Source organism: Ktedonobacter racemifer DSM 44963 (genome assembly GCF_000178855.1).
Taxonomy (GTDB): Bacteria; Chloroflexota; Ktedonobacteria; order Ktedonobacterales; family Ktedonobacteraceae; genus Ktedonobacter; species Ktedonobacter racemifer.
This window is the reverse complement of sequence record NZ_ADVG01000003.1, coordinates 225,148-240,586: the sequence shown is the minus strand read 5'-3', so window position 1 is coordinate 240,586 and position 15,439 is coordinate 225,148. Positions and strand designations below refer to the sequence as shown.

The following is a 15,439-nucleotide window of genomic DNA, read 5'->3' as shown; positions in this document are numbered from 1 at the left end:
AATTGGGGCCGGTCTTACCTCGGAGCTTTCCCCCAGCACCTGGCTGGTCGCCGAATGGGCACCGGATCAAAGCGCCTCTGGAGTACAGCCGGGGACTGGAGAAAACCTGGATCTACGGGGAGTTGCGTGTGCGCGATGGCAAAGAACTCACCCGCTGTGCGCCCGCGCGCAACTCGACGAATTACATCGAGCTGCTCAAGCTGATCGAAGCCGACAATCCGACGGGCGACATTTTCATTATCACAGATAATCTGAGCAGCCACAACAGCCTGGAAACCCGCACCTGGCTGGCAGAGCATCCACGTCTCCAGCACGTCTTCATCCCGAAAGGAGCCTGTTGGCTCAACCTGCAAGAAGGCTGGTGGCGGCTCTTCCGCCGCGATACCTTCGCCGGCCAGAGCTTTGCCAACCCGAGCGAGATTGATCTGGCCAGGCGCGTGGCGACCGCGCAACTCAACGCTCGTGCCAAGCCCTGGGTTTGGGGACGGCCTCCCAAGACTCGTCGCCACTATCGGCGGCTCTTTTCTCACCGCATTTAACGAACTGAGCACTAGTGCTGCGTTCGTTAAATCCGGTAACAAAAAGGATACGCCAATGGAGCCAACTCAGGTGAATTTCTCCGTGTTTTTGTTATATCGTATTTGATGAATGCAGCACTAGAAAAGGACGTATCCCCATGCCAGTTGATTTTCTCACGGACGAAAGGAAACAACGCAACGGACGTTATACTGGATAGCCATCATCCGAGCAATTGGCACGCTATTTTCATCTGAGCGACTCACGCATCCGAGAATGGGTCGTTGAACAAGTATGGCAGCGTTTGAGTACAGCCGTTAGGCCAGAGCATCGATCTCGCTTTGATCGTCTCCTGGAACTCTCAGGGAGAGGGGATACACGGCTGACCACACTGGAACGCTTACGTCGTGCGCCCAGCTACGCCAGTTCTAGAACCATGTCCGCTGCCCTCACTTGACTGGAAGAGATTCGCCAGTTTGAAGCCTCTGCTCTCAATCTGGGGAACGTTTCGCCGAGCCGTATTCGGACGCTCGCCGCATATGCCATGACCAGTAAAGCTTCGACGCTGGCCAGGATGACAGATGAGGGCCGCGTTGCAACGTTGCTATGCTGCGCTCGCTTCCTCGAAGTCACCGCGCTACAGCAATGAAGGGAAACCTTGAGCTATGTGGGAGGACTGATTTGACGGCCCGTTACAGGCGTACGCGACTACTGGTACCCCAACCGAGTAGCCGCGTACGCCTGTAGCAGGCCTCCCCTATTTGCGCGTCAGGGTGGTTAGCAGTCCCACGACGATGGCGGCGGTAATGATATGCATGGCCAGCATGGTCCAGAAGATGGGCAGGTTCATGCCGGGAGCGGGGAAGAGGCCGGTCAGGGCCATGATGGGCGTGAGCAACGAGAAACACAGAGCGATAAGCGCCAGAACGCGGTAGAACTGAATGGGTCGTCGCGCAAAGCGACTGACCAGTGCAAAGGCCAGCAGAGCCAGCAGCACAAAGAAAATGGTGCTACCTATGACTGAGGGTAACTGCAAGCTTGCAAAGCTCTCGGGAACCCCGAGGAAGGCGACGGCTAACGTACGGATAAGGCTATTCACAAGGGCCGCGACGATAAGCGTCAGTGGACCGACCCAGAGGAGCTTGCGTGAAGCTACTTGTTTGTGCGAGATCGTGGATGCCATGTATTGCTCTCCTTGTATTTATCTACCCAGTTGTAGGGATCGAGAGAAGTATAGCCTCAAGCGTATGCCGGGAGGAAGGATGGAAAGACACATTTCATGCTGTGTCGAAAGTCATGGTCTCCTCTGTGATAAAAAGTGGGTTTTTGTCAATTATGCTTTTAGTGACAGCGGTAGTTTTATTGCTAGTGTGATGTAGGAGCTTTACAGCCTCGGTCAGGAGCTTTTTGACTGAGAATGTATATACTTGATATCCATTTTTTGTTGCCCGTCTCCACCGATTCACCATCATTCTCGCTACAAGGTAAACACATGTAATCGCTAGAGTTGTAAGTGGGTTGAAGTGGGTTGATTTACTGCCCACACGTCCATTTTGTGGCAGAAGAATTTTATCTCGAGCGTGGCTTGAGAGAAATTGGGAGCAGGGTGATGAAAAAGTTGATGTCTCGATGGCGCCCAATGCGTATCATTCTTGTATGTCTCTTGATAGTGGCCGCGCTACCAGTCATCTATGTGACCGCAAGACTGGTGGTTGGGGCGAGGCATGCGACACAGAACGCGATCCAGATCGAGAATAGCAAACCGGGAACCGATGGCTGGAATGATTTTGCCTCTGATTTGCAGTATGATCTGATTTCTGGTTATGGCTCGAAAATTAGTGTTAATCATGGCGACTCGTTGGACTTGTATGTTACAACGACCGCGCCCAGCTTTAGCATTGATGTCTTTCGCACGGGTTGGTATGGGGGAATAGGCGCGCGTAAGGTGACTTCGCTGGGCAGTTTTACCGGCGTGCATCAGCCAATGCCTAATCCTGATCCCAAAACTGGCCTGATTGATTGTAACTGGACAAAGACGACCACGCTGAATATCCCATCTGACTGGGTGACGGGGGTCTACCTGGCGAAACTGACCACCTCGACGAATAAGTCAAGCTTCATCTTCTTTGTGGTGCGTGACGATGGCGGGCACGAGGATATCGTCTTCCAGACGAGTGTAACAACCTATCAGGCGTATAATACCTGGGGAGGGACCGGACTCTATAATAATGAGACCAATAGATCGATCTTTAGTGGAGCACATGCCTCGAAGGTTTCGTTTAACCGTCCCTTCCGTCCTGGCGATAGCAATGGCGCGGGCCACTACTTCTTTTGGGAGTATAAGTTCGTGCGCTGGGCGGAGTCGCGTGGCTATGACCTGACCTATACCACGGATATCGATACCGCCGCCAATACCAACCCCCTGACCAATCACAAGGCCTTCCTCTCGGTTGGGCATGATGAGTACTGGACCAAGTCGATGCGCGACAATGTCGAGAATGCCATCAAGGCGGGCGTGAATGTTGGCTTCTTTGGCGCGAATACCTCCTACTGGCAGATTCGTCTGGAGTCCGATAGCAAAGGTGTCGCCAATCGGATCGAGGTGGGGTATAAAGACTTCGCCCAATTTAACACGCCGCCGGGACCAGATCCCATGTTTAATGTGGATAACTCTGTGCTTACCGACCTCTGGCGTGATCCACATATTAATCGCCCGGAGAACGGCATGGCGGGCGTGATGTATGAGCAGCAGGTCTACCAGGACTATACCTTTGTGGCCAAAAATACCTCGCACTGGATTTATGCCGGCACGGGCTTTACTGATGGTAGCAAGGTTCCAGGCATCATTGGCTACGAGTATGACAGGGTGTTTGATAACGGCGCAACCCCACCAGGCCTGACCGTGCTGGGCTCCTCGCCAGTAAATGCCTGCTGTGGTACGGGCAATTCACATGCTGACACGACGATCTACACGGCTCCCAGCGGGGCACGCGTCTTTGCCTCAGGAACCATCCAATGGAGCCTCGGCCTGGATAATTCCCAGGGCAATACCTACGCCAACGCGGGCATTCAGCAGATGACTGCTAACCTGCTTAATAATTTCATCAGTGCCGCCCCTCCGGGAGTGAGCCTGAATCCTGGAAGCATCAACTTTGGCAACCAGAACGTCAATACCGCTAGCAGCCCACAGAGTCTGACGCTGATCAACAATGGCAGCAGCGCCTTGACGATTAATAGCATTGGTATTACGGGTGGTAGCGCGAGCGACTTTAGCCAGAGCAATACCTGCCCCATAAGCCCGAGTACCCTGGCGGCGCACTCTTCCTGTACCATTAGTGTCACTTACCAGCCGAGCGCGCAGGGGAATAGTAGCGCGACGCTGACCATCAATGACGATGCCAGCGGGAGCCCGCACACGACCGCACTGACGGGAGCTGGCGTTGTGCCCGCGCCAGGGAGCAGCCTGAGTCCCACGAGTCTGGACTTTGGAACGCAGAATCTCAGCATTGCCAGCGGGGCAAAACAGATTACCCTGACCAATAACGGAACCGCTGCTCTGACGATCAATAACATTGGCATCAGTGGCACAAATGCTAGCGATTATACGCAGAGTAATAGCTGTCCCGCCAGTTCAAGTACGCTGGCCCCCAATGCCTCCTGTACGATCAATGTCACCTTTACACCGGCCGGGCTGGGGAGTCGGAGCGCGACCCTAACCGTGAACGATAGCGCGGCGGGAAGCCCTTACGCGATTGCCCTGACCGGGACGGGCGTCAACTCCACGATCTACTTTAGCGATGGTTTTGAGGGTGGAAATACGAGCCTTTGGTCGCTACCCAATAGCGATGGCTCTGGAAGCATAACGGTTGAGTCGAGCCAGGTCCATAGCGGAACGAAGGCCGCGGCCATTACCAATGGCAGTAACCAGTATGCCTACCTGTATGCGCCGCTTTCCTCGGCCCAAGCACATACCTACACGCGCTTCTATGTACGCCTGGCAAGCACTACCTACGGCAGTATCGTGGCGATTGGGCGCAACCAGAATAATGGCTCAATCTGGGAGGTTGACTACGACAATGTCACGCACGCCTTCGACATCTACTTCTGGGGGGCATCGAATCAGGTCTATAGCATCTCGACGCTCAATAACTCGGTCAATGCCAACACCTGGTATAGCCTGGAGATCCAGGACTTCCAGGACCAGGCGGGGCACGCCCAGGTCTGGTTAAATGGAGCATCTCAGGGTAGCATTGACCAGAATCTCTCCACAGGCAATCCCTTCCAGCGCATTATGATGTATAGCAACGCCCAGACGACGCTCTACTTCGATGATGTGCAGGTCGCGAGCAACTACAACGGACCCACTTCTGGAGAATAGAGTTAATATAATCTGGGAAGAACGAGACAGGGCTGGAGCGCATTGCGCTCCAGCCCTGTCTCGTTCTTCCCAGATTATATTAATAAGCGCCGCAGGTGCTGAGAAGTGGCTTTTTTGGCGAAATATGCTAAACTTTAAGCCAGAAAAGTCTAGTGATGTCTGAACAGAAGCATTTCTAATAATAGATGGATTGCAGCATGCCAGTGTCATTTTTAACAGAAGAGCTCGTTCGTAGTAATGCGACGGGGAACTCGTATGAGCGCGGGAAGGTCTACTATAACCAGGGGGCGGTCACCTCGCTTGTATTGCGTGGCGATACGTATGAGGCGCGGGTGCAGGGTAGTGAGTACGAGCCATACCACGTTATGGTAGTTAATCAGCCGGGAGCCGTTAAGGCAGCGTGCAGTTGCCCATACAACTATGGTGGCCTATGCAAGCATATGGTCGCCGTGTGCCTGATGATCATGTATAAGCCTGATGCTGTGGAGGAGGCTCCCAGTCTGGATGAACTACTGGCGGGCCTGACAACCGAGCAACTAGTACAGATCGTGAAAAAGCTGGTTGCATCTGATGACGAGCTTATTGAGCAGGTAGAGATGATGGTAGAGGTCTTGAAGGCCACGCAGAGTCAGCCAGAGCCAAAGGCACAGGGGAAGCAGGAGCAGCCTGGAATAGAAGCTAAATTTGTGCGTAAACGGCTGAAAAAGGCCTTTGAGGAGGCCGCCGATTACTGGGATGGTTACGACGATTATTATGAGGAATATACCAATCCCGGCCTGGAAGAGGTAGACTCGTTTCTTGAGCTGTTTACCTCGATGATGGATGCGCGCCAGGAGCGCGGTGTGCTGGAGGCCCTCAAGGCGCTGCTTGATGTTTATATTGACTACTGGGGGAGTGCAGATGAAGATTATGCAGATCAAGATACTCTCTATTCAACCGGTATAAAAGCTACATCCTTGCTGGCGGAGGCCCTGTTGGGGGCTGAACTGACGAAGCAGGAGCGTGAGCAGTGGCAGAAGCAGATCAAGAAGTGGGAGAAGCAGCTTAGCGATGGCTGGGCGGGAACAGGCCTATTTTTTACAACGAAGCGGGTTCTGAAGGAGGGCTGGGAGGAGGAGTCCCTCAAGCGCATACTGGCGGGAGAAATCGCGGATGCCGAGGAGGTGGAAGGGGCCGAAGCAGTGGCAGACTTCTGGGGCGAGGAGCAAGACTTCGAGGATGAGGAGTATGTTGAGATCTCGGACGACGACGAGGTAGGCGATATCGTCGAGGTGCGCCTGCATGTCCTGGCACGTCATGAGCGCTGGGAGGAGTACCTGAACCTGGCGCGTGCTATGAAGCGCTATAAAGAATATGTGCAGCAGTTGCTGAAAATGGGTCGGCAGCAGGAGGCCATCGACTTTGGCCTGAAGCATTTGCAGAGCCAGAGTGAGATGTTGGAATTGGCACAGAAAGTCTATGCAAACGGTGCGGTCGCTGAGGCGCTCCAGGTAGCGGAGCATGGTCTCCAGCTTCCTGAACATACCCCAAGCTATAGCAATGTGAAGCTCTCCCTGGCAGAGTGGACAATGGGAGTCGCCAGGCAGGCGGGTCGGCAAGAACTGGCACTGGCATCGGCATGGTATGTCTTTTTAAAGCGCTGTACCCTGACCAGCTACCTCAACATCAAAGAGATCGCGGGCGAGGGTTGGCCAAAGTTGCGCTCAGAGGTGTTAGAGCATGTAAAGAAGGAAAAAAGCGAGGATGCGATACGGATCTTCCTGCGAGAGGATATGATCGATGACGCCATCAAGCTGGTCGAGAAGCTGGGGTATGCAGGAGGTGATAATCTAAGGAATATCAAGGCACAGATGGTATTGGAGGCCGCTGCTAGCAAGCGCCCAGAGTGGGTAATTGGCTATTGTCACCCTCTGGTTGAAGACGCTCTAGCAAGGGTACACCATTCTTACTATGCAGATATTGTGCGCTACCTGGGGTATATGAAGCAGGCATATATGTCTGCGAACAAAGGTGGAGAGTGGGGCGAATATATCAGGCGCCTGCGTGACAAGCACCGGTCGAAAAAGAAGCTGATCGAGTTGATGCAAAAGCTTTGATGATGAGTTTGCATATACTTCTTCGCCTGGTTCTGCATACTAGGAACAGAGTAACAAACCGAGCGGCGTTACGACAGTGTGACTGCCTATCGAAAACCTGAGCGCGTGAGCACTAGCCACTGTAGTGGCGTTGGTTTTCGTATAAAAAGATAGCGTCGCCGGGAAGCTGCTTTTGTTATGTCAGAGTGAGTATTTAAGATACAGTAGCTGTACGTGTGAAGCGTTTGCGTACCGGTACCACACTTTGGCGCAAGTGCCTCATGTGAACAAACTGCTGATTAGGAGGAAAAAGATGGCCCAGCAGCCAATTAATCCAGCCCAGGTTGAGAAGTGTATCAAAGGCCTTGACTTCCCCGCTGACAAGCAGGAAGTTATCGAGTATGCGAGCCAGCATGGCGCGACCAGCGAGATCCGCCAGGCGCTGAACAGCCTGCCTGAGAAAAGCTTCGACAGCCCTGTTGGCTTGACCAAGGCTATCGGTGAGATGAACCGCAGCCAGCGCTAACACGTTTTAAGCGCGTTATAAGCATGGTGCAAAAAAGAGAGGGTGGCGTGCCCATTGGGCACGCCACCCTCTCTTTTTTGTTATTCGCGGAGGCCACGGGAGGGCAGCGGGCGAACCAGCGGGTTCATGACGGGTAGGCTCTTCTTGCTGCGGGGGAGGCGCTGGCGGACCAGATAGTCGGGGGCCTGGGCCAGGTCCTGCTTCTCCAGGGTCACGTCCTCACCGAAGCGGTTGAAGAATGAGAGCTCGAAGTTGGGGGTCTCACCCAGCGCGCCGTGAGGGCAGACCTCGACACAGTCCCCGCAGAAGATGCAGCGGTCCAGCGCGAAGGCATAGCGCGTCAGGTGGCGCTCGGCCATCATCAGTGAGCCGGTCGGGCAGACCTGGACACAAGCGCCACAGGAGACACAGTCGGTGTCATGCAGGCTGACATTAAACGGGGTCGAGACGATGGTATCAAAACCCTTGCCAAACATGCCATAGCAGTCGGGGCCGATGACATCGTGGCAGACACGGACGCATTGCGTACAGTTGATGCACTTGTTGGGATCGCGCAGAATGAAGCTGTGCGAGAGATCCGTCTCGTAGTCATGGTAGTCGCTCGGCTCGCCGTCGTGGAAACGGTTGTCGGCCAGGCCATGCTCGATGCTGTAGCGCTGAAGGTCGCACTGTCCAGTCGCCGGACAGGCACACTGGAGACAGCGAGCAGCCTCACGTTGGGCCTGCTCCTGTAGATAGCCCATCTCGATGATACTAAAATTATGTTTGCGTTCCTCATAGGGAAGCATCGACATTTTAATCCTGGGCTCGACCGGCTTGTAGGGCACGATGTCGAAGAGGTCAGGCTTGCGCTCCTCCATCTCCAGGCGGTGCGCGATCTCGTCCATATCCTCGCCCAGCAGGAAGGCATGGATTGAGCGCGCGCCCAACTTGCCCTGCGCCACGCATTGAATAATTGTGCTTGCCCCGAGTTGACAATCACCACCGGCGAAGACGCCATAGCGGTCGGTCATAAAGTTAAAGGGATTGGTCTGGATGGTCTTCCACTTCGTCCATTGCACGCCAGCCCGCTCATTGAGCACAGAGGTGTCGACCTTCTGGCCGATGGCCGGAATGAGCGTATCGCAGGGAATAACAAACTCGGAACCGGGAATGGGGACGGGGCGGCGGCGCCCGCTGGCATCTGGCTCGCCAGGCCTTGTGCGCGCATACTCGACCCCAACGACTCGCCCATTTTCCGTAAGCACGCGCTGCTGAGCCGCGCCGACCAGGAGATGAGTTCCCTCAGCCTCGCCGTCCTCGATCTCTTCATTCGTGGCCGTCATATCCTTGCGTGTACGGTAGTAGGTCGTATGGACTCTCGCGCCCAGGCGCAGGGCGGTACGCGTGCAGTCAAAGGTTGTGAAGCCTCCGCCAATGACGACGACCTCGTTCCCCTCTTTGACGGGTGTGGCCTTGCCCTCAACCTTGTCATAGAGGAACTTGATGGCGTTGACCACGCCATGAGCGTCCTCGCCGGGGATGCGCAGCTGGTTGCTGGTCCAGCAGCCGATGGCGAGATAGACGGCGTCGAAACCCTGCGCGAAGAGGTCATCGACGGTAAAATCTCTGCCCAGCTCGATATTGGCTTGCAGGTCTACTCCCAGATCAAAGACATGTTGTAGCTCGCGGTCCATCATATCTTTTTGCAAGCGATACTCTGGAATGCCATAACGCAGCATCCCGCCCGGTTGTGGCTGCTTATCAAAGACCTTGACGTAGTGTCCGCGCAGCGCCAGGTAGTAGGCGCAGGAGAGGCCTGCCGGACCGGCGCCTACGATGGCTATGCGTTTGCCCGTCGCTGGATCTTTCTCGTAGGGTACAGGGGGATCAAGCAGGCAGGTCTCGGCGGCGTGACCATGCATGCGACAGATGGCGATCTCTTCATCAACGAGCTTACGGCGGCAGCCGTCCTGGCAGGGAGCCGGACAGGTCAGGCCCAGGATATAGGGGAAGGGCAAGACCTCTTTTACCAGGCGCGCGGCCTCCTTCATTGAGCCCTGCGCGATCAACTCCAGGTAGCCAGGAATATCGATATGCGTGGGGCACTCGACCTGGCAGGGAGGCTGGCAATAGGCGTTATGATCGGAGAGCATCATCTCCAGGTTGGTGCGGCGAATATGGAAGAGTTCATCCGAGTTTGTCTTTATCACCATGCCGGGTTGGGCAGGCATATTGCATGAAGGTAGTGGCCGCTTCTGGCCCTTGATATGCACCAGGCACATACGGCAGGCCGAGGTCGGCTCCAGCTTCTCATCATTACAGAGATTAGGGATATCTTGAATGCCATTATCAATGGCCACGCTCAGGATGGTCTGGCCCTCATAGGCCTGCAATACCCGTCCATCGATGGTCAGCGTAAAGGTCGGGTGCCCATGCTCATCACGTGTAGCCGCCCCGGCTGGAAGTGTAGTGGTGGCAGGTTGATAGGTAACGAGACGCGACATAGATCTTTTCCTTGCAACTATCTTGCTATTTTTAGTTCTCTTCTTAGAATAGGCTCCCATCTGGCGCAAAACAATCACAAGATATATCAGTTTATCTATCAGTTTCTGTTCGTATTAACACTTTGCATTTCGTGCACCTATTATCTGGATAAGTCACTCTATTCTCAGCGTCGTAGAGTCCGTGCCAGCATGGACCCTACAATTTGTCCAGTAGGGCGCGGCTGGCGAGGACTTCAGGATGGTCGGCGCCCCACACGCGTTCACGGAGGGCGAGGGCACGTTGGGCTAGGGGAAGCGCCAGTTCGCGCTCTCCTTGCTCTTGATAGAGCGTGGCCAGGCTGTCCAGAGTGTTGGCGAGGGCTGGATGGTCGTCGCCTAGAGCCTTTTCCTGAATATGCAGGGCACGCTTAAGGTGTTCCTCGGCCTGGGCAGCGTCACCCTGGAGGCTATAGATCATGCCAAGCGTGGCCAGGCCTTCAGCGAATTGGGGGTGTGTGTCACTGAAGACCTCAAGGAAGACCTGGTTGGATTGCTGGAGTGTCTCCAGGGCCTGGGTATATTTTTCCTGGAGTCCATAGACGAGTCCCAGCATATTCAAGCAGGTGCCAACCTCTGGATGATTGGCGCCGAGGCTGCTGGCGAACACCGTGCAGGCCCGGCGCAGAAATGCTTCTGCCTGGGACAGGTCACCCTGTAAGCGATAGACAAGGCCGAGGGTGCGCAAACTCTCAGCGGTCTCGGAATGGGTGTGCCCGGCTATTTGCTGACAGATGGCGAGGGCCTGCTTGAGAAGGGCTATGGCCCGATCATACTGCCCCTGGAGTCCATAGAGCAGGCCCAGGCCCCGCAGAGAGGGGATAGTCGAGTAGCGCGCGGTCTCGTCGTCGTTATCAAGCTGGAGAATGGTTTGCTGGTAGAGCTCCTCTGCTTGCTGATAGTGTCCCAGCAGCTTGTAGATGGTCGCGAGGCTGCTTACACTCTCGATGGTATGAGGATGGGTAGGCCCAAGTGTCTGTTGGCTGAGCTCAACCGCGTGCAAGAGGAGGGTTTCGGCCCGTTGATACTGACCTTGCTCATAAGCCAGGTTGGCGACGAGCTTGATAAGCGGAACAAGGTGTGGATGGCCTGGTCCAAGTTCAAGCTGGCGTAGTGTCAGGGCGCGCTGGAGCAGGTGCTGGGCCTGGAGAAGCTGACCCTGCTCCAGCGCGAGGCGCCCGCTATTTTCCAGGGCCTCGCTTAACTTTGGGTCTTCCGCTGGCAGCGTGCCCTCAAGCATCTCCAGGCTCCTGGCATAGGCCTGCTCTGCCTGCTGATAAGCGCCCCTGGCCTCATAGACGAGTCCCAGGCAATTATACAGATTAGCCTCCAGATTGGCCTCATCCTGACGCCGGGTCGATGTCTGGGGAGACTGATGAAGCAGCTCCAATGCCCTATGAAGAAAGCTCTCGGCATGGCTATATTGTCCACGTAAGGCGAGATAGCGAGCCGCCTTATAAAGGAGAGAGGTCGTTTCTGGAGGCGCTGAGTGTGTCTGTTTCAGGGATTCCAGACTCTGCAAGACCTGGGGGAGTAGTTGTTCATTCAAGCGTAGGGCCTCAGTGCTCGACTCCTCGGTGAAGACCCGGTTCAGGCCGCGCAGTATACGTGCTAACCAGGTGTCCTGCTGCTCCTGGGACAGAGCATCGCGCAGGATGGCCTGAACGAGGCTATGGACTACCAGGCTGTGCGTTGTGGCCTGGCGATAGAGAAGCGACAAGGCGCGCAGGCGGGCAATGGCGTCATCTAGAGCCAGGGGATCACTCAAGACCAGGGTCAGTTGTGTTCCCAATTCGGGGGCGAGCAAGCTCAAAAGCTCTTCTGTAATGCCTTCGCGATGCAAGAAGGCACAGCAGTACAGTAGCTCAGCGGCAGCCTGCTGCTCCTGTTCCAGGCGCTCGATGCAAAGGGAGATAGTGCCAGCGATGGAGAGAGGATGCTCCATGGGATTGTTGCCACGCCGGGCGAGCAGGTCTTTACGGTGGCGCTGATAGCGTGCCAGGTAATCGGCCAGGCTGCATCCCGTCTCCTCTATATAGGCGCCTGCCTGGTCGAGGGCCAGAGGGAGGCCACCGAGGAGTTTGCCGATGGCGCGTGCCTCATGCACGTCCTGTTCCTTAATAGTGTGCAAGGATGCAGACACGGCGAGATACTTTGCGCGGCGCAGGAGCAGGAGTGCGCTCTCCTCATCACTCATCTGTTTAAGGTCGATGTGCTGTGCCAGGGGGCCAGTTGCCTGAGCACGCGTGGTAAGCAGGATGTGACCATTAAAGAGAGAAGGCAGGAGGGGTTCGATGACCGCGACCTGTTCGACGTTATCCAGGATAAGTAGCCAGCTCTCATGCGTTTCAAGCCATATACGTATCAGTTCCAGGCTCGCCTCAGGAGCTTGTTCCTCAAGTATGGTAGTGGTACCGAGACGACGAGCGAGGCCCTGACAGCGCCGGGCCAGCATCTCCGCGGTCTCGGCAGGGAGCCAGAGAATGGATTGGTAGGCGCTATAGTAGCGGTAGGCGTATTCGAGGGCTGTCTGTGTTTTCCCGATGCCGCCCAGGCCACACAGGGCGTATATCTGTGTGGGGGATGCCTGCAAGCGGGTATGTAAGCGCTCCAGAAGAGCTTCGCGACCCGTAAAGAAGGGATTGCGCCTGTAGGGGAGATATTTGAGCTGTTGGGGAAGCTGTGGGTGATCGACGGGTGGCCCTGGCTCAGGGGACATGGCCTGTTCTGCTTGCTGGTCAGGAAAGAGGCCGAGCTCAGTTGCACTTTTCCCAAAGAGAGAGCAGAGCTTCAGACGGAAATAGGGGCTGGGGGCCGTGACCCCACGCTCCCAGCGGTTGATCGTGATCACAGAGACCCCAATGCGATCCGCCAGTTCTTGCTGAGACCAGCGCTTACGCAAGCGTTCAGCCCTGAGTCGTTGATTGGCACCAGCAGGAGCGAGTTTCTTCATCAGGCACGATCTTTCCAGAGGCCCGCTACTGGCGTACGCCAGTAGCGGGCCTCCACGGCACAAGAAATGTCTTCTGCGGCTATGGTATCTGCTTTTTCCGCTTTTGGCAAGCCTCTTTCTTCTTCCTGGCTCTACCAGACCGGGAAAGACCAGGAGCCAAACTTGGTGCGAAAAATAGCATGACCACATCAAGATGTTGAGCATATTTTTATGAGTTCTCTTGAGGCCTATACGTCTCGTTGATATACATAAGCCGATACTATAAATAGCTTGAGAACGCTTACGGAGAGGAAATGATAGGTAAAGGGAGAAAGCGTTCTCCTTATGGATGGGTGCAGGCATGTATGGAAATGTTGCCTGTATGGCATGTGCGGAGGGAAAGGATTCCACAATCAGTGAAAGAGGTTTTTCTACATCACTATGACATATCTGATATTGCTTACCAGGCTCTTCGAGCTATTAGCAATGATTGTACTCCCTCTATTGATTCCATATACTTCTGGTGCAATGGCGTCAGATATGCGTCATAATCGAGCGTTTGGCTGGGTGTTGGCTGTTCTTCTGGTATGCTGCTTACTGTTTTGTAGTGAACGAGTAGAACAGCGTAACACTACAAGGCTAGCATGGCCCTTACCACATTCCGCTATGACCAGGTCTAATAACAATCTGGCAGGAATGGAGGTGCGTTTGATGTTTTGGAATGGAAGAAGATGTGTCTCATTACCAACAGAGTTGGGATAAGAGATAGAAGCGGTTTGCGTACGTACGCAAACCGCTTCTATCTCTATGTATTTTATTAAGAGGGAAGGGAGCGGGCCAGGATGGCCTGGGAGTCGATGCCAGGAGGGAGGGTGCCGAAGGCGTGACCCCAGGTGCCACCCAGGCGCGAGGTGCAGAAGGCGTCGGCAAGCGGTGCAGGTGCGTGCTGGACCAGGAGCGCGCCCTGGAGTATCAGGGCCATGCGCTCTACGAGGAAGCGGGCACGCCACTCGATGTTATCCAGGTGCGAAAGCTCTTGTTGCAGAGCCTGGACCGCATCAGAGAGGTGTTTGTTCGCGGCGCGGGCGGGCGCGACCTCAGTAAAGAAGCTCTCCAGGACCTGGGGTTGTTTGGCGAGGGCACGCAGGACATCGAGGCAGTTGACGTTGCCAGAGCCCTCCCAGATGGAGTTAAGCGGCATCTCGCGGTAGAGGCGTGGCATGATACTCTCTTCGACGTAGCCATTTCCACCCAGGCACTCAAGTGCCTCCGCCACGCACGTGGGGCCGCGCTTGGTTACCCAGTATTTGCCGAGCGCCGTCCCCAGGCGCTTGATGTGTTCCTCATGTGTGCTGGTGGGAGCCTGGTCGCAGGCGCGAGCGAGGCGCAGCGCCAGGGTGATCGCCGCTTCGACTTCGAGCGAGAGGTCAGCGAGCACATTGCGCATCAGGGACTGATCGAGCAGAGGCCGGCCGAAGGCCTGGCGGTGACGCGTATGATGCAGGGCCTGGGTCAGGGCCTGGCGCATCATGGCCGTGCTGCCCAGGATACAATCTAGGCGTGTGTAATTCACCATCTCAATGATCGTGCGCACGCCCTGGCCCTCTTCGCCGACCAGGAAGGCCACGGTCTGCTGAAACTCGGCCTCGCTGGAGGCATTGGAGCGATTGCCAAGCTTATCTTTCAGACGCTGAATGAAGAAGGAATTGCGTGTGCCATCGGGGAGGACACGTGGCAGCAGGAAGCAGGAGAGTCCGCCGGGGGCCTGGGCCAGGACGAGAAAGACATCGCACATAGGGGCAGAGCAGAACCATTTATGACCAGTGAGCAGATAGGTGCCCGCGCCCAACTCGCCAGCAGGAACGGCGCGAGTCGTATTGGCGCGTACATCGGAGCCACCCTGTTTCTCGGTCATGCCCATGCCGCAGAGAAGGCCGCGCTTCTCTGTGGCTGGTCGCAGACCGAAGTCGTATTCGAGTGAGAGGAGGCCGGGGAGCCAGGTCTCGGCTAGCTCCGGCTGGTGGCGCAGGACCGGAATGGCGGCATGCGTCATCGAGATCGGGCAGCCGTGACCCGCTTCCACCTGGGTAAAGAGATAGAAGCCTGCCGCGCGTGCAACCTGCGCACCGGGACGATCCTCGCGCCAGGAGAGCGCGTGTGTTCCCCAATTCACTGCCGCTCCCATAAGCTGATGCCAGGCTGGGTGAAAGCTTACTTCATCGATGCGATGGCCATAGCGGTCGTGCGTGTGAAGCTCGGGTGGATAGGTATTAGCCTCAAAGCCCTGAGTGATAACCTCACTGCTGCCCAGGTAGCGTCCCAACTCGCTTAGGCGCTCTTCAGCCCAGCCAGCGCCTTCGCGTTGTATTCCGGCGACGAGCGCGCTATCGAGGGTAAAGGGGTTGTATTGAACAAGAGGTGGTGGCTGATTGGCAACAGTATGCGTCGAAATAGCTGGATGAGCGAATACGTCCATGAAGTGCTCCTTTG

Annotated in this window: 9 protein-coding genes; 5 read left to right on the top strand and 4 right to left on the bottom strand. The window is 55.7% G+C overall.

The window, feature by feature from the left end:
- Positions 1-2 precede the first annotated feature (2 nt).
- On the top strand, positions 3-539 hold the full coding sequence (locus KRAC_RS73895) for a transposase (RefSeq protein WP_007913889.1): 537 nt from the start codon (positions 3-5) through the stop codon (positions 537-539).
- A gap of 734 nt (positions 540-1,273) precedes the next feature.
- On the opposite strand, the gene KRAC_RS30095 is transcribed toward KRAC_RS73895, so the two are convergent.
- Positions 1,274-1,699 (bottom strand): DUF6069 family protein, encoded by a 426-nt coding sequence (locus KRAC_RS30095; protein WP_007913888.1) that lies wholly within the window; start codon positions 1,697-1,699, stop codon positions 1,274-1,276.
- Positions 1,700-2,125: 426 nt separating this feature from the next.
- Here KRAC_RS30095 and KRAC_RS62815 point away from each other — a divergent pair, with 426 nt between their 5' ends.
- From KRAC_RS62815 to KRAC_RS30080, 3 genes are all read left to right on the top strand, one after another.
- Positions 2,126-4,894: a N,N-dimethylformamidase beta subunit family domain-containing protein gene (locus KRAC_RS62815; protein WP_007913885.1), complete on the top strand. Its 2,769-nt coding sequence runs from the start codon at positions 2,126-2,128 to the stop codon at positions 4,892-4,894.
- A 197-nt stretch (positions 4,895-5,091) separates the two neighbouring features.
- Complete coding sequence (locus KRAC_RS30085; protein WP_007913884.1) at positions 5,092-6,990, top strand: SWIM zinc finger family protein; 1,899 nt, start codon at positions 5,092-5,094, stop codon at positions 6,988-6,990.
- Positions 6,991-7,282: 292 nt separating this feature from the next.
- A complete protein-coding gene (locus tag KRAC_RS30080; RefSeq protein ID WP_007913882.1) occupies positions 7,283-7,495 on the top strand; it encodes a DUF2795 domain-containing protein in 213 nt (70 codons plus the stop codon).
- 80 nt (positions 7,496-7,575) lie between these two features.
- Here the strand turns inward: KRAC_RS30080 and KRAC_RS78475 are convergent, their stop codons facing one another.
- Both KRAC_RS78475 and KRAC_RS30070 read right to left on the bottom strand, forming a co-directional pair.
- Positions 7,576-9,981, bottom strand: a complete 2,406-nt coding sequence (locus KRAC_RS78475) for an FAD-dependent oxidoreductase (protein WP_007913880.1) — start codon at positions 9,979-9,981, stop codon at positions 7,576-7,578.
- A gap of 196 nt (positions 9,982-10,177) precedes the next feature.
- Positions 10,178-12,970, bottom strand: a complete 2,793-nt coding sequence (locus tag KRAC_RS30070) for a tetratricopeptide repeat protein (protein WP_007913876.1) — start codon at positions 12,968-12,970, stop codon at positions 10,178-10,180.
- Positions 12,971-13,390: 420 nt separating this feature from the next.
- Between KRAC_RS30070 and KRAC_RS79755 the strand changes: the two genes are divergently transcribed.
- Entirely contained in the window at positions 13,391-13,711 is a 321-nt protein-coding gene (locus KRAC_RS79755) for a potassium-transporting ATPase subunit KdpA (protein ID WP_075164415.1), read from the top strand.
- Between the two features lie 55 nt (positions 13,712-13,766).
- Here the strand turns inward: KRAC_RS79755 and KRAC_RS30065 are convergent, their stop codons facing one another.
- On the bottom strand, positions 13,767-15,425 hold the full coding sequence (locus tag KRAC_RS30065) for an isovaleryl-CoA dehydrogenase (protein ID WP_007913872.1): 1,659 nt from the start codon (positions 15,423-15,425) through the stop codon (positions 13,767-13,769).
- Positions 15,426-15,439 lie beyond the last annotated feature (14 nt).

Coding starts and splice junctions, on each gene's coding strand:
- KRAC_RS30095 (WP_007913888.1), bottom strand. CDS start 1,699: ATGGCATCCACGATCTCGCACAAACAAGTAGCTTCACGCAAGCTCCTC.
- KRAC_RS62815 (WP_007913885.1), top strand. CDS start 2,126: ATGAAAAAGTTGATGTCTCGATGGCGCCCAATGCGTATCATTCTTGTA.
- KRAC_RS30085 (WP_007913884.1), top strand. CDS start 5,092: ATGCCAGTGTCATTTTTAACAGAAGAGCTCGTTCGTAGTAATGCGACG.
- KRAC_RS30080 (WP_007913882.1), top strand. CDS start 7,283: ATGGCCCAGCAGCCAATTAATCCAGCCCAGGTTGAGAAGTGTATCAAA.
- KRAC_RS78475 (WP_007913880.1), bottom strand. CDS start 9,981: ATGTCGCGTCTCGTTACCTATCAACCTGCCACCACTACACTTCCAGCC.
- KRAC_RS30070 (WP_007913876.1), bottom strand. CDS start 12,970: ATGAAGAAACTCGCTCCTGCTGGTGCCAATCAACGACTCAGGGCTGAA.
- KRAC_RS79755 (WP_075164415.1), top strand. CDS start 13,391: ATGACATATCTGATATTGCTTACCAGGCTCTTCGAGCTATTAGCAATG.
- KRAC_RS30065 (WP_007913872.1), bottom strand. CDS start 15,425: ATGGACGTATTCGCTCATCCAGCTATTTCGACGCATACTGTTGCCAAT.